Below are 20,203 nucleotides of genomic sequence, written 5' to 3'. Positions count from 1 at the left end.
TTAATGATTGTGCTAAGTTTCCGCAGAAAATAGAATACATTTAGTGAGAAAAGAGCTACAAACTAAATTCTAAAGCCCAAAATAACTATTTCCACGTTAAAATCGGCTTTAAGATTTTAACAACAATCATTACGAAAACAAGCCTTTATCTAATATGGAAACGGATAAAATAGTAATACTAAAGATACTAGTATACCAATTATTAATATTATATAATCTCGTCCAAGTGCTTTGTAAACCGAATAGGCACTTCTATCATTTCCTGGTGTGTAGCAGCGGGATTCCATCGCTAAGATGAGATCCTCTGCCCTCGATAAAGCAATCGTAAATAAAGGGATAATAATGGGAAACATGTCCTTCGTTCTCTGAATGATTCTCCACCATTCTCCTGAACCAAAATCTGCTCCTCTTGATGCTTGTGCCTTCATCATTTTTTCCATTTCAATCGCAAAGGTTGGGACAAAGCGAATCGCGATCGTAATAATCAATGACATTTCATGGACAGGAAACTTCACTTTCTTCAAAGGGCTTAAGAGACTTTGAATGGCATGTGTTAATTCTGTTGTTGAAGTCGATAGAGTAAGAACGCTGCTTAGTAAAATAATTTCTACAAACCGTACCGCTGAAACGATTACCAATCGAATACTTTCACTCGTAATTAAGATAAATCCATATTCAAAGAATACTGTTCCGCCAGAAAAAACATTTCCTTGGAAGATCAGCTGCAGTACAGCTAATAGAATGATAAAGGGAATAGCCGGCTTGATACCCGATAAGCCATAACTGATTGGTATTTTGGATGCCCAGAATAAATAAATAGATAATAGCAGACCGAAAGCATTTCCCAAATAACTAGTATTGAGAGCTATGGCTAAAACCAGAATGGTGAACACGAATAGCTTTATTCTCGGGTCTAGCCGATGGATAAAGGAACCCGTCGGAACGTATTGCCCAATGGTAATATTTCGTGATAATTCAAACTCACTAGCCATGATTCTCCACCTCTCCATCATTGGTGAGAACCTTTACAATTTCGTTTGCTGCTTCCGAGATCGTAAAAGCAGCAGTGTCTACATGGTAACCCAAGTCTTTTAACCGATATAAAACATGTACCGTTTCGGGTGTTCCAATTTGGTATCGCTGAAGGTTATCCTTGTCAGTAAAGATTTCTTCTGGCGTCCCAGATAATACATCCGAGCCGTCCGCCATCACATACACTCTGTCTGCTAGATAAGCGACTTCTTCCATATTGTGTGAAACAAAAATGACTGTCAGGTTTTCCATTTTATTCAGGAATTTTATCTTATCAAGCAGCTCATTTCGTGATCTTGGGTCAAGTCCTGCTGTCGGTTCATCAAGAACCAAAATCTTAGGCTTTAAGGCTAAGATACCAGCGAGTGCAACTTTACGTTTCTGCCCTCCGCTTAAGGCAAATGTTTGCCTGTCCTTCATTTCATCAAAATTCAACCCGACCATTTCCATCGCCCATTTAACTCGTTCCCTTACTTCCTTCAAGGGCAAACCAAGCTTAAACGGTCCATAGGCAATGTCATCACCAATTAACTTCTCAAATATTTGGTCCTCAGGATTTTGAAAAACAAGTCCAACCTTTCTCCTTAACGCTTTTATATCAATTCGTTTTTTTGATAAATCTGCCCCATCAATGATGACTTTCCCTGAATCGGGGCGGATTAGACCATTAAAATGCTGAATTAAGGTGGATTTCCCTGATCCGGTATGCCCTATAATCGCAATGCATTCCCCTTCATTCACGACCATACTTGTCCCCTTTAAAGCCTTATGCTCCATCGGAGTTCCTTTCATGTAAGTATGACCTAGATTTTCTATCTCTATCATTGGCTTTCCAGGCATTAAACCATCTCCCTGCTCCTTGCTTGTGATACTCTCTTTACTTCTTTAATCAGTTCATCTTCTTGGATTAACTCATTTGAAAAAGATGGAATTTGCTGATGGACCTTTTCAGCCATCTGGTTAACGGCTGGTACATCAAGCTGCAGATCCATAAGTACTTGTTTATGTTTAAAAATATCACGAGGTTTACCGTCCATTACAATTCTACCATCTTCGACCACAATAATTCGGTCTGCTTCCGCTGCCTCGGACATGCGATGCGTTACGGTAATAATCGTCATTCCCATCTTATTCAGCTGCCGTATCGCCTGAAGGACTTCATTTCTGCCAAACGTATCAAGCATGCTTGTAGACTCATCAAATACGATACAATCCGGTTTCATCGCGAGCACACCCGCTATAGCTACTCTTTGTTTTTGTCCTCCAGATAGGTGGTGCGGCGGTCTTTTCCGGAATTCAGACATTTTTACGACCTCTAACGCTTCATCAATTCTTTGTTTCATCTCTGCCCTTGGTACTCCAGTATTTTCTAACCCAAAGGCTACGTCCTCCTCCACGATGGTCGCAACAATTTGATTATCTGGATGCTGAAACACCATACCAACACCTTTACGAATAGCGAGCTTTTTGCTTTCGTCTTTGGTATTATAGCCTTGCACCCAAACATCGCCCGAAGCCGGCGTCAATAGCCCATTAAAATGCTTGGATAACGTTGACTTACCAGATCCGTTATGACCAATAATCGCTACATATTCACCTGGAAAAATGGAAAAAGAGACATTTTTTAAAACATCAACAGAAGAGTTTTCATTGATCTTATATGAAAAAGATACATCATCAAAAACAATAATCGGTTTCATCCAGTCCCCCCTCTCACTTTACTTTATTAATATTCTGAATATTATTCAACCATAGTTATGTTTTCATTAGAAATATAATAGCACGAAGTCTTCAATGGGGGTATTCTGAAGTATTAAATTATTTTTTAAAATAGTAGCAAATCATAATCTTTTGAGTTTCCTATCGATAATAAGTTACGAAAAGATTCTTGTAAGCAGTGATTTCGTTTTATTAGGTGCTACTTTGCTGTCTATCAGCCATTGAAATCCATACATAACGACGGCATTGACTGTTAATAAAAGTAGAGCTTGATATTCTTTCAATTTAATCAGAGATACAACGCCTAACTTTTTTAACCAAGCGACAAAAATATAGACATGAAAAAAATCTACTCCAAGATTAAGGAACGTATAACGCAGAAATTTACCATATGTATATTTTAGGATCCATATTGCTCCTACAAAAAAAGGTCCTGCGATAAATGGTATTTCCGCCATTGAATTCGGGAATATTTTTGGATAAACTCTCCACCAGCTCTTTCTGTGAGCATAAACACACTGGCCCCCAAATAAAATGCCAATAAACAGTGAAGTAAGGGAAAATCTTTTTAATGCCTGCCTTCCTAGGAATGGTACCGTCAGCCACGGCAATATCATGATAACCAGCAAAAGCTTCCTTCTAAAATCCATCGATCACACATCCTTTTTTACCTTTTAGAATGCACAAAAGGGGAAATTTTATCCAGAATTTTTACATAAAATATACTTTACTAACATAATTTATTAAATGAGGATAAACTTTTAACTTCTTGTTGACTAGTAGATTGATATATACTAGTATAGTATTTTGTCAATAAAACGTGGTTCGAGAACCTCCCACGTAAAAAAAACTAAGGAGATAATTGAATATGAAATTAAAAACACTTGTCGTAAACGCGATTTTGGCGGCTTTATATATTGCTGTATCCGGATTCATCGCACCCTTCGGCTTCACAAATGTGCAATTTCGTGTATCCGAAATGTTTAACCATCTAGTCGTTTTCAATAAAAAATACATCTTCGGCATCGTTTTGGGTGTATTTTTTAGCAATCTTTTCTTCTCACCAATGGTTGCCTATGACCTCATTTTCGGTGTCGGACAATCGGTAATTGCCTTGACCATTACCATCCTATCCTCACGTTTTATCAAAGGAATTTGGACCAGAATGATACTCAATACGGTAGTATTCACCTTCACGATGTTTATTATTGCCTTTGAACTAAACTTGGCATTTGAATTGCCATTCTTCTTTACTTGGCTGACGGTAGCAGCTGGAGAATTTGTTGTCATGGCCGTGGGTATGCCGATCATATATTTTATTAACAAACGAGTTCATTTCGAAAAAAGAGTATAGATAAAAGAGATGCTGCTTCAGGGAATGAAGCAGCATCTTTTTTGTTCAATCTTATATTGTGCTAATGTTTATTATTTCGAGGATTTTCCGGCATGAGCAGGTTTTCCTGTTTCACCAGCATGGTCAGGTTTTCCTATCGCTTTACCTTGATTGTAGGAAAGACCAAATCCATACTTATATGCATTACCAGATTTATTCACATAAGCATATGCAGGATCTTCTTCTGGTGCGAAACTAGGAACATCTCCGACTTCGTTGTCTACTGCTGTCATACTAGCAGGAAGCGCGAATGGAAGTTTTCCAATAGGATTAAATTCTCCTCGAATAACATCAACGATAGCCTCAGCTTTTGTACCAAAAGTACCGATTAATGCTGCTGCATTTGGTTCAATTTCATCAAGTACCCAAGGATTGGTCATATTTACTGCAGTAATAGTCGGAACCGCTTTTTGAATATCGATAATTCTATCGACATTTGTGATTCCTGTTTCAGGACCTACAGTGATTCTAGGATTATTATCCCAGTTTGACTGAACTGGTTTAACATAAACATATGCATGTGTAGCCTCTGCAAGATTATTCGTAATTGTAACAGAAGGATCATGCTTTTTAATGGTCTCGATTAATCCCTTGGTGCTCGCTCCATCGGTTCCACCAGGGAACATCTCGACGTAAAGTTTTACATCTTTAAGCTTTGCATCTTTTAAAGGCAATAGATTTTTGTCATTGCGTAGAAGAACAATCGACTTACGATGTGCTTCATCTGCTAGTTGCTGTGATTCTGGCTTAGCAACCACATCAAGAGCATTTTGTGGATCTACATATGGGTCTTCAAACAGACCTAAATTCATCATTTCTGTTAGCAATAAGGTAACGGATTTGTTAATTTCATCTTCTGTAAGATAGCCTTGTTCAACGGCTTTAGTTATAAGAGTAGGATCAGATGATCCAGAAATAATATCTGTTCCTGCATTAATTGCTTTGGCCATTTTTTGAACCGCTGTTAAATTTTCGGCACCCCAGGCATTATTTCCAACGGCACCCGTATCGGAGTTAACATATCCTTTGAAACCAAGCTGACCGCGCAAGAAATCCGTTAAGATCGATTTGTTTAATGCAAAACCAACTTCTTCAAATTGCTGGTCTTCACTGTACCAAGGTAATCCTTGGTCGGCACTATCATTGCTTGGATAAGCGTAATAAGGCATGATGGACGATACATTCGCTGCGATAGCTGCTTCGAAAGGAGGAATGTGATACTCAAGCAGACTTCCTTCAGTCGGGTATGGATTGAATTTACCCTCCACAAAGTGTGGATCCAGACCATTATCACGTGCTCCGCCACCAGGGAAATGCTTTACAGTTATTGCAACACTGTCTTTACCAAGCTCATCACCTTGAAATCCTTTTATAACGTTATAAATCATATTTGAAGCAACTTTAGGATCCTCGCCAAATGTATCTTCAATTCTTGCCCATAGTGGATCTGTAGCGATATCCGCAGTATACCCGTAGACTTTGCGAATTCCGGCAGCTCTCCATTCCTGTGCAGCAATTTCAGAGAATTCCTTTACAGCTTCCGTGTCACCAGCTGCTGCAAAACCTAATGGGCCCGGCCAAAAAGAATGTTGTCCTTCACTTGCAGCAATATTAGTGTAATCCGTGGAGGCATGGTTCCGTGGGTTCGATGTAACAACAACCGGGATACCTAATCTTGATGCCTCACCTAGTTCTTGCAGTTGATTCGTATATTTTGCGATCACATCTACAGTCGGTGTTTGACGGAAGATGACGTATCGCATGTTTTTGCCAACAATCATCGAATCATCAGCTTTTACATATCTGCCGTCTACAGGATTCGCGAGTGGAGTGTGTGTGTTAATCAGCATCAATCCAGCTTTTTCAGCAAGTGTCATCTTTGATACTAAATCGGCTACCCGTTGTTCAACAGGTAATCTCCAGTCTTCGTATGTATCAAGGCTCTTGTCCCCATCCAAATCTCTGAACTGCTTGCCATCGACTTTAAGGACAACTTTCTTTGCTGCCTCGATTTCCGGTTGCCCTGTAGCCGGGTCAGCTTGTACACGATAAGTAACTGTGTTTGCCCCTGAGTTTCCCGGATTAGTAGTCGTAGTTGGGTCAACATACCCTAAATCTTCATTTGCAAAACTAGCCTGTGGTCCAATAACTGGAGCAACTAATGATAGAGTTAGTGCGGTTGCGAGAAGTTTTTTTCTTAGTTTAGAAGACTTTCTAATTTGTTTTGATAATGAAGCCATTTTTCTTCCCCCTTTTTTATTGAATGCGTTTACAACCCTTATCTATGTCCAATGATATAATTTAGAGTAGTCTGCCAAGTAGTGAGTTTTTTTAGGTATATTTGTAGTTTTTTTATATTTAGAATATTTAGATAATAAGACCTATGACTTTATTCCTTCTTATGCAAACGCTGTAGTTATTTTTATCTATTGAGTTCCTCTCCACTAAAGATAGCTTCTTTTAAACACAGCCTAAAAAAGGGCTGTTTTCGTAAACTTTGTTGCTTTTTGTACGATTTACCTTTAAATTAAAAGGCTACTTCTAAAAAGGTTTGATGAATCTAAGAGGAATGTATCGAACCTGTGGCAACTTCAGACAAGCTTGATGAAATTCCGAGTCAAGGTGTCCGAACCTGAAGCAACTTCAGACAAGCCTGATGAATTTCCGAGTCAAGGTGTCCGAACGATATGCGGCTTAAACAAAAATAATAAATTAATAACCTATAATAAAAACAACAACCTTAGTCAAAACAGTCAAAAAAAGAATCAGAATATAAGTTTCTGATTCATCTTATCTTATTTAATTTTCCATCACCCGTTTTGCTTTTGATATTCCGGTATTCTGATGGAGAACATCCTACTATTCTCTTAAAATTATTACTAAAATAGGCTAAATCAGAATATCCTACTCTTTCAGCGATTTCTGACATCCTTAAGGTTGTATGTTGCAATAAACGCTTACTCTCTTCGATTCTTAATTCTGTTATATAATCAACAAATTTTATATTGAGCTGTTGTTTAAACAGCTGGCTAAGGTAGCTGGGATTGATATGAATACTCTCCGCTACTTCTTTTAACGTGATTTGATCTAAAGGCGTTTTCTCTATATATTCCAAGACACGGTCAATCGTCGATAATGGGAGATTTTCTTTTTCAGAAACAATCGTTTTACTCGTTAATTCTTCATTGCTGATTTTAGTTAACCATTTCTCCAAACAAACCTTTAATTCCGTTTCTTCAATTGGTTTAAGGAGATAATCCGTAACACCACTCCGCATTGCTTGCTGGACAAACTGAAACTCATCATGGACAGAGATCACAATAACATTATATGCCCCGTTTAGACTACTAAGTTCCTTAACCAAAGTAAGTCCATCCATAATTGGCATTCGGATATCCGTTAGTATTAGGTCCACGTCATTCACTTTAATCCAATCCAGGGCTTCCAATCCATTTTGACATTCGTGGACTACTTCCAAGGGAAGATTCAATTTATTTATGGTCCACTTAAGAGCAGTCCGTACCCATCTCTCATCGTCAACTAACAAGATTCTTTTCATTACATCTCACCTTCATCACTCATTTCCTTCATAGGCAGCACCATCTCTACCACTGTTCCTACTCCCAATTGACTCCTAATACTTAGTCCATAATCAGGGCCATACACGTGATGGATCCTTTGCTGCACATTTAAGATACCGATGTTTTGTCCATCATAGTTTGCTGTTTTTTGATTAATTTTTTTTGTAAGATCATCTAAAATATGGTTTGGTATCCCAGTACCTGTATCTTCAATTCGAATGGTAAAAGAAGACTCAGAATGGAGAACGACGGAAATGGTAATCCTGAATTTTTGATTACATTGACCATAGGCATGGACAAAGCAATTTTCAACTAAGGGCTGAAGTGAAAATTTTACAACCTGCAGCTGCATCGCCCATTCTGGAATATTTATTTCATACTCAAAACGTTCCTCAAAGCGAAACTTTTGAATCTGCAGATACGTTTTACAGAATTTAATTTCCTCCCCTAGACTTACAGTTGACGAATCATTTTTAAGATTATAGCGGAGAAGCTTTGCCAAAGAAAAAGACATAATGGCAATATTCTCCTGATTTTCTTCTAATGCCATCCCTCTGATGGTTTCTAAGGAATTGTATAAAAAGTGCGGATTCATTTGGGACTGAAGCATCTTAATTTCAATCTCCTTTTGTTTAAGTGACATTTCCGTTTCACGTAATTTAGAAACATATACTTCTTCAAGCAGGTTAGAGAGTTTTTCAACTGTATTATTAAAACCCGCTGATAGCTGCCCAATTTCATCATTTGATTCCACTTGTACCCGACCGCTTAGATTTCCGATTTCTACTTCCTTCATAAACCGCTTTAGGCGCCGGATAGGGCGAATGATGCTAGTGGCAAAAATAAAACCAATTGAATAAGCAATGGTCAACGAGATTAAGATTGTCACGATAATGGTGTTTCCAATTTGTATAATTCCCCCCGTCAAATCTTTATAGGGTACTGCTGTAAAGAAGCCCCAGCCTAGATTTGGGGAATATGTATAGGTAACAAAATCCTTCCGCTTATTCTTTAATATTTGTGTCCTGCTTTCTTTATTTTGAAGCTGTAAGAGCTCGCTGAACTCAACCTTTGTGCCTAGCTTTGTATAATCGGGATGATAGACATAATGCCCTTTGGCATCTAATATAAAGAAATATCCGTTTCTACTAATGGTTACTTTGTTTGAAATTTCTTCAATTCTTCTAAAATTTATATCCATAATGAGCATTCCGACAGGGAGCAGAGTTTCCGGATTGTATAATCTTCTGACAAGTGAAATCACAGGCTGTTCTTTATTTTTAAGTTTTAGAGTTCGGGTTACTAACATTGGCATGCCGTTTAACGGAACAGATGAATACCAATATTCTCCTTTTATTTTTACCGAAGGATAGAAATTCCTTAGCCCGAGCGTATCAATAACAATATCATCATCCACTAAAACCGTGATATTCGATATATCCGCACGAGAATACGCTGCATATTTCAAGGTATTCCGTGCCGCTTCCACTACATTAGCATTCTTTTCATTTTTAAAAAGACTTGATACTTCTGGAGAGTTAATAATTTTTAAGCTAGTAATCTCAAACTCCTGTAAATAATATTCAATATGGGATTCTACTTGTTCAATAACTTGTCCGCTGTATTGTCTGTGCTCATTTTCCAATTCAACTGATGAACGGGCATATGAAATGATTGCCACTGAAAGGACAGGAAAAATAACGAGAAAGCTGGAAAAAATACAAAGCTTCGTCATTAGAGATTGATTTTTCAAGAGAATATATCGTTCAATAAAGTCATCTAATTTCTTCCGCCGCGTCTGCATTCTTCCACCTCCTTATTTCTATTCTTACCTATAATAAAAACAGAAAAGACCCAGCTGGTAAATGGAGAAAATAACCAGCTAGGTATTTCTGTACCTACAGATTATGGACGAGCTTTTTCAATCGCATCCATTACCTCTTTATACTCTTTTGAATATTCATCAATCATAGGCTTTACAGCATTTGTCCAAGGTTTAAGATCTTTAACTTCAGTAAATGTAACACCTGCGTCTTTTAATTTCTTTGTAGATTTCTCTTCATATTTATCCCACTCAGCTCTTTGTGTTTCTACTGAATCAAGAGCTGCTTGTTTAATGATCTTTTGATCTTCTTTGTCAAGCTTATCCCAAGCTACTTTACTAATTAGTAGGACTTCAGGAATACGTTGGTGATGATCTAGAATCAAGTTCTTAGCTTCTTGATAGTGGTTAGATGAATCTAAACTTGGCAGGTTATTTTCTGCTCCGTCAATGATACCTGTTTGAAGAGCACTGAAAACTTCTCCATATGGCATTGGAGTAGCACTTGCACCTAAAGCAGCCATGAAATCAATATTGATTTTACTTTGCTGAACACGAATCTTTAATCCTTTTAGATCCTCTACACCTTTAAGTTCTTTCGTAGAATAAAAACTACGTGAACCTGAATCGTAATAAGCTAATCCCTTCATCTTAGATTGCTCAAGACCATCTAGTAATTTTGTTCCCATATCCCCATTTAAGAAATTCCATAAGTGATCTTCGCTCTCAAAGACATAAGGAAGTCCGATTGGAGTAAATTGATTATTGAACTCGGCAAGCGGGCTGGAGTTGATACGTGTAAATTCGATAGCTCCAAGTTGAACCTGTTCAAGAACTGATTTTTCATCTCCTAATTGAGCAGATGGATAAACTTCAATTTTAATACGTCCATCCGTTCTTTCTTCCACTAATTCAGCGAACTTTTTGTCACCAAGGACAGTTGGATAATCAGGCGGCTGATTGTCCGCTAAACGGAACGTATAGGATGGTTTCTCCTCTTCCTTGGTACCGCCATTGCTCGGCTTTGCTTCCTCTTTCCCACACGCTGCAAGGATTGTACCCATTAATAACGATGCAGCTAAAATGCCAGTAACTTTCTTTCTTAACAAAATCAACACCCCTTTAAATTTTTTTTATATAATATTCACCATTTTCCCAGATTACTTGGCTAACATATTAGGAAGCCACATAACAACCTCAGGAATATAGGTGATAATTAACAGAACAACAAGTAATGCATAGAAAAATGGCATCATGGCCTTCGTACCCTGTTGGATGGATACTTTACCTATCGCACACCCAACGAATAAAACGGTTCCAACTGGCGGTGTCAATAAACCAATTCCCGCATTTAAGATTAAGACGATTCCAAAATGGACAGGATCCATTCCAAAGCTCGTTACCACTGGAAGCAGGATCGGTGTCATAATTAATATCATTGGTGCCATATCCATTGGTGCACCGAGTAATAGCAATAGAATATTAATAATTAATAAAATGATCAGCGGATTATCTGAAATACTTAAGAACAGATCGGTTACCATTGCAGGAATTTGCAGATACGCCAGTATCCAGCCAAATGAAGCGGAGGCGGCGATTAAGAAAAATACCATCGAAACCGTTCTCATTGTTCTTGTTAATATTTTTCCAATACTTGAAATGGGTGCTTCTCTATAGACAATGAATGCTAGAATAAAAGAATATAAGCATGCTAATGCACCTGACTCGGTAGCCGTAAACCATCCGCTCATGATCCCGCCTAATATTATGACGGCAGGACTTAGTGATAGCATTCCATGAAAGATAATTCCTCCGATTTGTGATTTTGGAACAGGATCTGCTTTCCCGTATCCTCTTTTTCTAGCAATAATATAGCCTGTAATCATGAGTGAAATTAACATGATGAATCCAGGAACGATACCTGCCATAAATAGACTCGCGATGGATACGCCCCCTGCTGCTAAAGAGTATAGGACGAGATTATGACTCGGTGGTACTACAACACCTTGGATGGCGGAAGCGATGGTAACCCCAACAGCATAATCTGCTTCGTAGCCCTTCTTTTTCATCATGGGAATCATGACGGATCCGACGGACGAAACATCTGCTACAGCTGACCCAGAAATATTTCCAAAAAACAAAGCTGCCACGCTGTTTACCATTGCAAGTCCACCGCGGATTCTACCAACTAGTAAACTCGCAAAATTTACGATTCTGAGTGCTAATCCACCCTCGCTCATTATTTGTCCAGTTAGGATAAAGAATGGGATGGCCAGCAAGGAAAAAGAGTTCATTCCTTGGACCATTTGCTGACCGATAACCGGCAGCGGAATTTTCATATAGATTACTGTTAGCAAGGATGACGCCACAAGCGTAAGAGCAATCGGAAAGCGAAGCAGCACTAAAATAACAAAACTGGAAAGTAAGATGATAATTCCGATTGTATTTGTATCCATTTTACATATCCTCCTCCAAATCCTTATGTCTAGATGTATTAATGTTAAAGAATTGCAGGAGCGAGTAACCACAAATCATAATACCTGTGACCGGCATCGCCACATATGTGACACTGCTTGGAAGTTTTGTTGCGGGTAGAGTCGATTCCGCCGTCAACAATGTAAACTCCCACCCCTGAACTACGAGGTAAAAACCAAAAGCAAAAACCGAAGCATGAATGATTTTATCTAAGACTTTATTAAAAGATTTAGGAAATAGGTTGGTAAAGGAATCAATTCCTAAATGAATATACTCCCTAAAGCCTATCGCTATAGCCATAAAGGCAAACCATGCAAGCAGTAACAGTGTAATTTCTTCGGACCAAAAGAATACAAAATTAAATAATTTCCGTGTCATAACCTGTGTGGTTACAACTAAAATTAACGCCACTAAAGACAGTAAAGTGAATTTTTCGAAAATAGTGTCTATAGCTTTAATTAACTTCTTGATATAATCCAAGTGAATCCCCCCTCTTCTTTGAAACCGTTTACCTACTTATCATTTTACGAATTAGAAGGAACATTTAAAATGTTGTTTTTTTAGAAGTATTTGTGATTTTTTTAGGTTTGGAATTTCCAGAAAGCCTTTTCATTTTTAATTTCGCTCTATTAATACGTTTTTTTATTTTTGTTTGTTTAATAAACGAATTATCAAAAATCAGTTTAGCATTCAAGTTCTTTCCCGTCAATAAAGGTTTAGATTATGTAATATAAAATACAAACTTAAATAAGGCTGTCCCGATTTGGACAGCCTTGACCCTATTTTCGAACTATTACTCCTTGTTATCCAACGCCTGCCAAACCTGTTCATATACCTTTTTTAACGGGATGTTGTGGAGTTGTGCCAGGCTTTTACAATCCTCATACTCAGGTGCCCGCTGCACAACTTGGCCATTTAGTATACCTTCTTTTACGGTGACGGGTCCCCACCTTGTGTCAGCTTTACGGAATACCCTTTCTAACCGGTGAACGGTTAATGGGTAATAACGCACACCCAGCGTAGTTGTTTCCCTGAAAAGGACCTCTTTTATTTTGTTAACATTCTCTAGAGAGCAGAGTAACTGGAGCAAAATAGCCGGTCTGTTTTTCTTCATATAAATTGGGGTATAAAAAACATCATTGGCACCCGCCTCGAAAAGCAAGTCCATTACATAACCAAGCCATTCACCAGGAATATTATCCAGATTTACTTCCATTTTCATCATCTGGTCGTCTATATGTTCATGATTAGGAGGGTGAGCATTCATTCGGGTACACTCCTCTTACTGGTTGTTTTTCAAATTTATCGGTAATTGGCTTTTTGGGTATCTCTATAGTGACCGGAAACTTGATCTTGAAAGAGTTTGGGTCACTATAGCATGTCTATAGTGACCTTGAGCTTGTTTTCAAATGGTTTTGGGTAACTATAAAGAGTTTATAGTTACCGTAAACTTCTTTTTGAAAGAGTTTGGGGCACTATAGCATACCTATTAGGACAGGAAGCCTTATTCACCGATGATAACTCTCACAACATTGGGATGGTCTTTAAAAGTTTTCGTTCCAGCACCATAGCCAATGGAACGAACTTTCATAGAAGGAATTGAGCCAAATTCCTCTGCAAGTACCGCAACAATCGCTGCGCCCGTTGGCGTTGTCAGCTCAAATCGAACCTCTGAATGTTCAATAGGAACACCTTTCAAAATCTCGAGTGTTGCAGGGGCCGGCACTGGATAGAGACCATGGTCAATACGAATTTTTCCTGTTCCAACAGGAATTGGTGAAGATTTGATAGCTTCTATTTCTAACTGATGAATCAGAATTGCTGTTCCGATTATATCAATAATAGAATCTACCGCACCAACTTCATGGAAATGAACTCGCTCCAATGGAACACCATGAATGAGTCCTTCTGCTTCACCTATTTTTTTAAAAATCCTCAATGCAGTATCTTTCACTTGTTCCGAGAAATCAGCTTCTTCTAATAATTGTACGATATCTTTATATGATCGATGGTCATGGTGATGGTGATCATGGGTATGTACGTGCTCGTGTCCATGCTCGTGATCGTGATCATGGGTATGAGTGTGTTCGTGCGTATGTGTGTGTCCGTGATCATGATCGTGAGTGTGCGTATGCGCGTGTTCGTGGTCATGATCGTGAGTGTGCGTATGCGCGTGTTCGTGGTCATGATTGTGAGTGTGCGTATGCGCGTGATCATGGGTATGCTCATGCTCGTGGCGATGATTTTTTAGCAGCACATCGAATTTTGTACTCGTAATCCCATTCTTAACGACCTTTTTCCATGTTAATTCATATTCATCTTCAATGTTTAACTTTTTTAGCTCTTCTACTAATTTGACCGGGTCAGCACCCGCGTCAATAAGTGCTCCGATTACCATATCTCCGCTTACGCCTGAAAAACAATCAAAATATAGTGTCTTCATTTCTTTCCCCTTTTTGTGCAAGTTGATGAATTAATACAGCGTTATACCCACCGCCAAAGCCATTATCAATATTAACAACACTAATTCCTGAAGCACATGAATTCAGCATCGTCAGTAAAGCTGATAACCCATTAAAGTTAGCTCCATAACCGACACTTGTAGGAACGGCGATTACTGGATGTGATACGAGTCCGCCAACAACACTCGGCAGCGCCCCTTCCATCCCAGCAACAACCACAGAAACGGTGGCGTTTTGAATTTCTTCAGCATGATTCAAAAGTCGATGAATTCCAGCAACGCCTACATCATAAATACGGTGGACAATACTGCCCATTATTTCCGCTGTAACCGCCGCTTCTTCTGCAACCCGTAAATCAGAGGTTCCTGCAGCAACAACAGCAATATAACCATGAGTGTTTTTCAGCGCTTCCTTTTGGTCCTTCCAAAAAAGAATCTGAGCGATTTCATGATAAGTAAATTCAGGGCAAGCCTGTCGTACGATTGTTGCTTTTTCTTCAGAAATTCTAGTTACCATTACTTGATTGTTTCTTGCCCTTAATGCCTTAATAATTGAAATTATTTGTTCAGCCGTTTTCCCTTCACCATAGACCACTTCCGGGAAACCCTGGCGTTTCTTCCGGTGATGATCCACCTTTGCAAATCCCAAATTTTCAAAGGTGGCCAATTGATCTTTTGCTTCCGCAATACTGAGGGTTCCACTTTGAACTTGTTTTAAAATATCTTCAAGCACATGATTCCCCCCTTTAATCTTAGTGTAATTCTATAATTTGGCTTTGATGAAGGACAAATCCCTCGGTTTCCCAATGAGTTTTGTCCTTCATAGCCTGGATGAAGGATAAATTTCCCGGTTTCTCAACGAGTTTTGTCCTTCATAGCCTTGATGAAGGGCAAATCCCCCGGTTTCCCAATGAGTTTTGTCTTTCATAGCCTTGATGAAGGACAAATCCACCGGTTTCTCTACGAGTTTTGTCCTTCATAGCCTGGATGAAGGACAAATCCCTCGGTTTCCCAACGAGTTTTGTCCTTCAGAGGCCCTTTTAGAAAAACTTCACCATATCCTTAGCAAGCTTTTCGTAGTTTTCGTAAATTTCTTTATAGACTTTGCTGTTTTCTTTATTTGGTAATACGGCTTCTCCCATTGGGATATTCTTTTTGATTTCTTCAAAAGAATCTACCTTGCCAATACCAACTAAAGCGGTCCACGCCGCTCCCCATGCAGCACTATGATGGCTTTCAGGAACATAAATTTCCGCATTAAAGACGTCGGCCATCATTTGCAGCCAAAGCGGAGACCTTGCCAATCCGCCGTTCACATAGATTTTTTCCGGCGCGCCCGCTATTCTTTCCAGCGCTTTACCGATTTGATAGAGATTAAACGTGATACCTTCAAGTACTGCACGGATAAAATGTTCTTTTTTATGCGTAATCGAAACTCCGTAAAAATTGCCTTTTGCCTGCTGGTTCCAGATTGGTGCTCTTTCTCCATTTAGATAAGGAAGGAAAAGCATTCCGTCTGCACCAGGAGCAACCTTGTCTGCGTCGGCAAGGAAATCAGAAAAACTTCGTTGATCGTGTAGGAGATCTTTTAACCATTGCAAGACGATTCCACCATTGTTTGTCGGTCCGCCTACAATAGATGTATCTGCTGTAAAGGAGTAGCAGAAAGTTTCTTGATTTTCATCGATTTTTACGCCTTTGTTGAATTGTCTAATCGCTCCGCTTGTCCCAACTGAAACAGCAACTTCTCCTGGTAAAATAGCGCCAATTCCTAGGTTTGCCAACTGACCGTCCGCTGCCCCCATAACAAATGGCATTTCTTGATTAATTCCCATTTCCTCAGCAATTTCTCTCTTTAGGCCTGTCAGTACCTTCGTTGGAGAAACAATTTCCGAAAGCTGTTCCTTGGAAACTCCAGTCATTTCTAACGTCTCAGGCTCCCAATCAAGGGCAGCTGGATTGAATAATCCAGTAGCAGACGCCATAGAGTAATCAATGACTCTTTCGCCAAACCAGCACTGGATGACATACTCTTTAATGGACATGAAATAGGCAGCATCTTTATAGGGTTGATAGTTTGTTTCTTTCATCCATAATAATTTATTAAATGGTGTCATCGGATGAATTGGTGTTCCTGTTTTTGCATAAATGCTGCTTCCAATTGTCTTTTTCACAGCTTCTGCCTGAGGATAACTTCTTCCATCTGCCCAAATAAGTGCAGGTGAAATTGGACTGCCTTCTTCATTCACACAAATGAGTGAGTGCATGGCAGCCGAAAATCCTATTGTTATCAGCTTATCCTTATCAATGGCAGCTTTTTGGATGGCCCCTTTGATAGCCAATACAGCAGATCGTTCGATTTCAACCGGATCTTGTTCAGACCATCCTTGCTCTGGATAATGAAAGCTGTTCATTTTCTCGTATTCTGATATTAATTTACCATTGATGTCAAATATGCATGCTTTCACGCTAGTGGTACCAAAATCTAGTCCCATTACAAACTCTCTTGACATATACATCTTCCTTTTCCACTATCATGTTGTCATTTTTATTAGTAGAGGCTGTTTTCGTAACGATTGTTGTTAAAATCTTTTAACGTGGCAATAGTTATTTTTGCGCCTTTGAATTAAGTTTGCAAGCTCTTTTCTTAATAAACTTTTGCTATTTTCTTCGAAAACACAGCGCAAATATTATTTTGTTCCTAAAAGCAATAAGGTTTAAGAAAAGAGCCTTAGTAGAAAAGGCTTTGGAAATTTCCAAAGCCTTCTTCTTTAATTTTACGATAAAACTTTGTTCATACTGCCGCTTTGATAACCAAGTAAATCCAAGGTGATGTATTTATATCCATACTCTTGAAGTTCCTTGACGATCAAATCATGATTTTCAAGAACCGTTTTCATATCATTCGGTTCTACCTCAATTCGTGCTATTTCATCATGTGTTCGAACTCGTACTTGGCGAATTCGAAGACTTTTTAAAAAGCCTTCAGCTCTCTCAACCTTCGTCAGCTTTTCCTTTGTTATATACTCACCGTATGCAATCCTGGAAGAAAGACAGGCGAATGAAGGTTTATCCCATGTTGGCAGGTCAAACTTCTGAGAAAGCTCTCGAATTTCCTGTTTAAACAAATTAGCCTCTAGCAGCGGACCTCGGATTCCCTTCTCCTTAGCCGCTTGCATTCCTGGTCGATGTTCATTCATATCATCGGCAATAACTCCATAAATCACATTTTGAAATCCCTTTTCTTCCATAACCGGAATCAAATGATCAAATAAGCTGCTTTTACAAAAGTAACACCGATTTTTATTATTCTCTGCATAGCCAGGAATCGCTAATTCAGATGTTTCAATCACTTGATGCTTAACGCCTATTTTATTCGCTAAAACCCTAGCCTCTTCCAGCTCACTAGAAGGATACGTTTCTGAATCCGCTGTAACGGCCAATACACGTTCCGCACCTAATGTATCCACAGCTGCCTTTAGCAAAAATGTACTATCCACACCACCTGAGAATGCTACAACGACTGATTCCATGTCACGGAGAATAGACTGTAATTTATTATATTTCTCTGTTAGCAAGGTCTCATCTCCCCACGTACTTTCTAAATAATCCCCTATTTTAACATATTAATTGGACAATAAGCTTATGTCCAAGAATTAAATTGTCATAGCTCCAAATCCGCCGTCAACACGGAGTAATGAACCTGTAACAAAGCTGGATGCTTTATCTGATGCTAGGAAAACGGTAGCACCTTGAAGTTCTTCCGCTTCTCCAAAGCGTTGCATAGGTGTATGGCCCATGATGGATTCAATTCTTTCTTTGTCTAAAATTTTACGATTTTGTTCAGCAGGGAAGAATCCTGGAATAATCGCATTGACACGGATGCCGCTAGTAGCAAATTCACGTGCTAAGAATTGAGTTACACTATTAAGCCCAGCTTTTGAAACAGAATACGTAAATACTCTTGATAATGGAGTTGTAGAAGAAACAGAAGAAATATTAATAATACTTCCTTTTCTTTCTTGTTCAATCATGCGTTTTGCAAAGATTTGGCAAGTCATTACAATTCCTTTTAAGTTAATATCCATGATTTTATCATACTCATCCATGTCTAAATCAAAAAACGGAGTTGGGCTGTTTGTCCCTGGAGCATTCAAAAGGATATCCCAGCCGCCAGACCATTGTTCAATATCGTTTGCAACTTGTACTAGAGAATCCTTTGAGCTAACGTCTGCTGAGAATGCTTTCGCTTCGCCGCCATTTTCAATGATCTCCTTAGCTACCTTTTCAGCAGTTTCTAAGTTACGTCCGACGATTGCTACTTTAGCCCCGTGCGCAGCTAAACCTTTCGCCATTGCAGAACCTAATACACCATTTCCTCCAACTGCTACCGCTGTTTTACCTGTTAAATCGAATAAATTTGTCATGTTTGTTCAACTCTCCCTAGTTTTTAAAATAAATTTCCGTTTTCATCAAAAGGTAAATCATAAAGTTCTGAGACTACTTCCATATTTGGATGTTGTTTTACATAGTCGAGTAAAGCTTCTGATACTTCAATCTCACTAAGCTCTAATGTATTTTTAATACGAACCATTTTCACTTTTGCAAAGTCTAAAATATTGCTTGTTTTTACTGCAGCCTGAATGGCTTCACGATCGTTCGGCAGTGTAGTCGCAATTTTAGTCGGTGCTACTACTGTTGAAGTTAAGCCGTTTGCGTACGTTACTTCTAGGTCCATCCTGTCAACTAAACGCTGCGTTGTAAAATCAGCTGTTCCAACACCATTGGCATTTCCCTCTGTTTGCGGCGTTAAGCCAAGAACAACCATTTTATTTACATCTGGTCCCCCATGGGCATAAGGAGTTGGATATCTACCGGTAATATTCGGATCCATACCGTCGCCAGAGATATTCTTGCCAATTTGGTCAATAACAAGAACTTCTAGTTGTTCAAAAAAGAGCTTTGGCAATAATTCTTTTGCCTTTGCTTGTAAATCAGCTTCTCTTTCAATAATTTCTTCAGGTGATAGAACATCAACGACTGTGACTTTATCAAAGGCGTTTTCAACGGTTGCCACCCCGAACAAAAATGGCTTTTTCTCCATAATCATTTTTGCCATCGCAGGTACATTTTCCGCCATATACTTAAAGCCTAATTGATGACAAGCTTCAGCACCTCTTTGCTTACCTAAACCAATACTAATCATTTTCATAATTCCACTTTCAACTGGGCCGCGGAATGCAGTATGCGGCTTCACACGATTGATTACCACGATCCCGTCTGCCTCTGAAGCATATTTATCGACATAGACTGGCAAACCATTTGGCAGCTCCCCGATTTTCACTACTTCCATTGAAGAGCGAATCTCACAGCCGGCACTTTCTTCTGTTACGCCAAGATGCGCTAATACTTCCCGCTGCCCTTCCGCTGTCGCTCCGCCATGGCTTCCCATACTTGGCACAATAAACGGTTTCGCTCCTAAGTCTTTTAAGAATTTAACTGTTACTGCCGTTAATTCTACAAGTCTGTCAAGCCCGCGGCTCCCAACAGCAACAGCAATTTCCATTCCAGGTTTGATTTGGGTCCGTATATGTTCTTGCTGTAACTTTTCTGTTAGGACTGGTTCTAATTGATCGATTTTCTGATCATCAAACTTCACTTTCACTTTTGCCATCTTTGGCACTGGAATATCTTTTAATAAGTCCTGAAGAATTCCCATA

The 20,203-nt window shown here is 39.0% G+C and carries 18 protein-coding genes and 1 riboswitch; of the genes, 1 reads left to right on the top strand and 17 read right to left on the bottom strand.

Translation table 11 applies throughout. The features are described from left to right. Positions 1 to 149 precede the first annotated feature (149 nt). From V7108_RS18470 to V7108_RS18455, 4 genes are all read right to left on the bottom strand, one after another. Positions 150 to 992 (bottom strand): energy-coupling factor transporter transmembrane component T family protein, encoded by an 843-nt coding sequence (locus tag V7108_RS18470; protein ID WP_335569041.1) that lies wholly within the window; start codon positions 990 to 992, stop codon positions 150 to 152. Further along, entirely contained in the window at positions 985 to 1,872 is an 888-nt protein-coding gene (locus V7108_RS18465) for an energy-coupling factor transporter ATPase (RefSeq protein WP_335518690.1), read from the bottom strand. The genes V7108_RS18470 and V7108_RS18465 overlap by 8 nt, the downstream gene beginning before the upstream one ends. After that, positions 1,872 to 2,732 (bottom strand): energy-coupling factor transporter ATPase, encoded by an 861-nt coding sequence (locus tag V7108_RS18460; protein ID WP_335569040.1) that lies wholly within the window; start codon positions 2,730 to 2,732, stop codon positions 1,872 to 1,874. The genes V7108_RS18465 and V7108_RS18460 overlap by 1 nt, the downstream gene beginning before the upstream one ends. 174 nt (positions 2,733 to 2,906) lie before the next feature. Beyond that, entirely contained in the window at positions 2,907 to 3,401 is a 495-nt protein-coding gene (locus V7108_RS18455) for a hypothetical protein (protein ID WP_335518696.1), read from the bottom strand. A gap of 164 nt (positions 3,402 to 3,565) precedes the next feature. Next, positions 3,566 to 3,611: riboswitch (PreQ1 riboswitch) on the top strand. A gap of 8 nt (positions 3,612 to 3,619) precedes the next feature. Between V7108_RS18455 and V7108_RS18450 the strand changes: the two genes are divergently transcribed. Further along, complete coding sequence (locus V7108_RS18450) at positions 3,620 to 4,105, top strand: QueT transporter family protein (protein WP_335569039.1); 486 nt, start codon at positions 3,620 to 3,622, stop codon at positions 4,103 to 4,105. Positions 4,106 to 4,176: 71 nt separating this feature from the next. Here the strand turns inward: V7108_RS18450 and V7108_RS18445 are convergent, their stop codons facing one another. The 13 genes from V7108_RS18445 to V7108_RS18385 form a co-directional block, all read right to left on the bottom strand. After that, entirely contained in the window at positions 4,177 to 6,384 is a 2,208-nt protein-coding gene (locus V7108_RS18445; RefSeq protein ID WP_335569038.1) for a glycoside hydrolase family 3 protein, read from the bottom strand. A gap of 545 nt (positions 6,385 to 6,929) precedes the next feature. Beyond that, positions 6,930 to 7,703: a response regulator transcription factor gene (locus V7108_RS18440; RefSeq protein ID WP_335569037.1), complete on the bottom strand. Its 774-nt coding sequence runs from the start codon at positions 7,701 to 7,703 to the stop codon at positions 6,930 to 6,932. Next, positions 7,703 to 9,529: a sensor histidine kinase gene (locus tag V7108_RS18435; RefSeq protein ID WP_335569036.1), complete on the bottom strand. Its 1,827-nt coding sequence runs from the start codon at positions 9,527 to 9,529 to the stop codon at positions 7,703 to 7,705. The genes V7108_RS18440 and V7108_RS18435 overlap by 1 nt, the downstream gene beginning before the upstream one ends. 101 nt (positions 9,530 to 9,630) lie before the next feature. Continuing rightward, positions 9,631 to 10,656: a TRAP transporter substrate-binding protein gene (locus V7108_RS18430; RefSeq protein ID WP_420489055.1), complete on the bottom strand. Its 1,026-nt coding sequence runs from the start codon at positions 10,654 to 10,656 to the stop codon at positions 9,631 to 9,633. Positions 10,657 to 10,707: 51 nt separating this feature from the next. Continuing rightward, entirely contained in the window at positions 10,708 to 12,003 is a 1,296-nt protein-coding gene (locus tag V7108_RS18425; protein ID WP_335569035.1) for a TRAP transporter large permease, read from the bottom strand. 1 nt (position 12,004) lies between these two features. Then, positions 12,005 to 12,502 carry a TRAP transporter small permease gene (locus tag V7108_RS18420; RefSeq protein WP_335512931.1) on the bottom strand — a complete coding sequence of 166 codons (498 nt, stop codon included), beginning with the start codon at positions 12,500 to 12,502 and terminating at the stop codon, positions 12,005 to 12,007. A gap of 313 nt (positions 12,503 to 12,815) precedes the next feature. After that, positions 12,816 to 13,289 (bottom strand): nickel insertion protein, encoded by a 474-nt coding sequence (gene larC / locus V7108_RS18415; protein ID WP_335512929.1) that lies wholly within the window; start codon positions 13,287 to 13,289, stop codon positions 12,816 to 12,818. Positions 13,290 to 13,526: 237 nt separating this feature from the next. Further along, the gene (locus V7108_RS18410; protein ID WP_335569034.1) at positions 13,527 to 14,465 is read right to left on the bottom strand and encodes a LarC family nickel insertion protein; all 939 of its coding nucleotides are present in this window, start codon (positions 14,463 to 14,465) and stop codon (positions 13,527 to 13,529) included. Then, complete coding sequence (gene larB / locus V7108_RS18405) at positions 14,446 to 15,216, bottom strand: nickel pincer cofactor biosynthesis protein LarB (RefSeq protein WP_335512923.1); 771 nt, start codon at positions 15,214 to 15,216, stop codon at positions 14,446 to 14,448. Before larB ends, V7108_RS18410 begins: the two co-directional genes overlap by 20 nt. Positions 15,217 to 15,523: 307 nt before the next feature. Next, positions 15,524 to 16,996 (bottom strand): gluconokinase, encoded by a 1,473-nt coding sequence (locus V7108_RS18400; protein WP_335569033.1) that lies wholly within the window; start codon positions 16,994 to 16,996, stop codon positions 15,524 to 15,526. Between the two features lie 264 nt (positions 16,997 to 17,260). Next, complete coding sequence (gene larE, locus V7108_RS18395; RefSeq protein WP_335517610.1) at positions 17,261 to 18,061, bottom strand: ATP-dependent sacrificial sulfur transferase LarE; 801 nt, start codon at positions 18,059 to 18,061, stop codon at positions 17,261 to 17,263. Positions 18,062 to 18,139: 78 nt separating this feature from the next. Then, positions 18,140 to 18,910 carry an SDR family oxidoreductase gene (locus V7108_RS18390; RefSeq protein WP_335517607.1) on the bottom strand — a complete coding sequence of 257 codons (771 nt, stop codon included), beginning with the start codon at positions 18,908 to 18,910 and terminating at the stop codon, positions 18,140 to 18,142. A gap of 23 nt (positions 18,911 to 18,933) precedes the next feature. After that, positions 18,934 to 20,202, bottom strand: coding sequence for a lactate racemase domain-containing protein (locus V7108_RS18385; protein ID WP_335517604.1), 1,269 nt, complete (start codon positions 20,200 to 20,202; stop codon positions 18,934 to 18,936). Position 20,203 lies beyond the last annotated feature (1 nt).

Origin of the sequence: Neobacillus vireti, assembly GCF_036962345.1 — a bacterium.
GTDB classification, from domain to species: Bacteria; Bacillota; Bacilli; order Bacillales; family Cytobacillaceae; genus Neobacillus; species Neobacillus vireti_A.
This window is presented reverse-complemented; position numbering and strand designations above follow the sequence as displayed.

What these genes read in the sequence shown, in the direction of transcription:
- V7108_RS18470 (WP_335569041.1), bottom strand. Translation starts at nt 992, where the DNA reads ATGGCTAGTGAGTTTGAATTATCACGAAATATTACCATTGGGCAATAC.
- V7108_RS18465 (WP_335518690.1), bottom strand. Translation starts at nt 1,872, where the DNA reads ATGCCTGGAAAGCCAATGATAGAGATAGAAAATCTAGGTCATACTTAC.
- V7108_RS18460 (WP_335569040.1), bottom strand. Translation starts at nt 2,732, where the DNA reads ATGAAACCGATTATTGTTTTTGATGATGTATCTTTTTCATATAAGATC.
- V7108_RS18455 (WP_335518696.1), bottom strand. Translation starts at nt 3,401, where the DNA reads ATGGATTTTAGAAGGAAGCTTTTGCTGGTTATCATGATATTGCCGTGG.
- V7108_RS18450 (WP_335569039.1), top strand. Translation starts at nt 3,620, where the DNA reads ATGAAATTAAAAACACTTGTCGTAAACGCGATTTTGGCGGCTTTATAT.
- V7108_RS18445 (WP_335569038.1), bottom strand. Translation starts at nt 6,384, where the DNA reads ATGGCTTCATTATCAAAACAAATTAGAAAGTCTTCTAAACTAAGAAAA.
- V7108_RS18440 (WP_335569037.1), bottom strand. Translation starts at nt 7,703, where the DNA reads ATGAAAAGAATCTTGTTAGTTGACGATGAGAGATGGGTACGGACTGCT.
- V7108_RS18435 (WP_335569036.1), bottom strand. Translation starts at nt 9,529, where the DNA reads ATGCAGACGCGGCGGAAGAAATTAGATGACTTTATTGAACGATATATT.
- V7108_RS18425 (WP_335569035.1), bottom strand. Translation starts at nt 12,003, where the DNA reads ATGGATACAAATACAATCGGAATTATCATCTTACTTTCCAGTTTTGTT.
- larC (WP_335512929.1), bottom strand. Translation starts at nt 13,289, where the DNA reads ATGAATGCTCACCCTCCTAATCATGAACATATAGACGACCAGATGATG.
- V7108_RS18410 (WP_335569034.1), bottom strand. Translation starts at nt 14,465, where the DNA reads ATGAAGACACTATATTTTGATTGTTTTTCAGGCGTAAGCGGAGATATG.
- V7108_RS18400 (WP_335569033.1), bottom strand. Translation starts at nt 16,996, where the DNA reads ATGTCAAGAGAGTTTGTAATGGGACTAGATTTTGGTACCACTAGCGTG.
- V7108_RS18390 (WP_335517607.1), bottom strand. Translation starts at nt 18,910, where the DNA reads ATGACAAATTTATTCGATTTAACAGGTAAAACAGCGGTAGCAGTTGGA.
- V7108_RS18385 (WP_335517604.1), bottom strand. Translation starts at nt 20,202, where the DNA reads ATGGGAATTCTTCAGGACTTATTAAAAGATATTCCAGTGCCAAAGATG.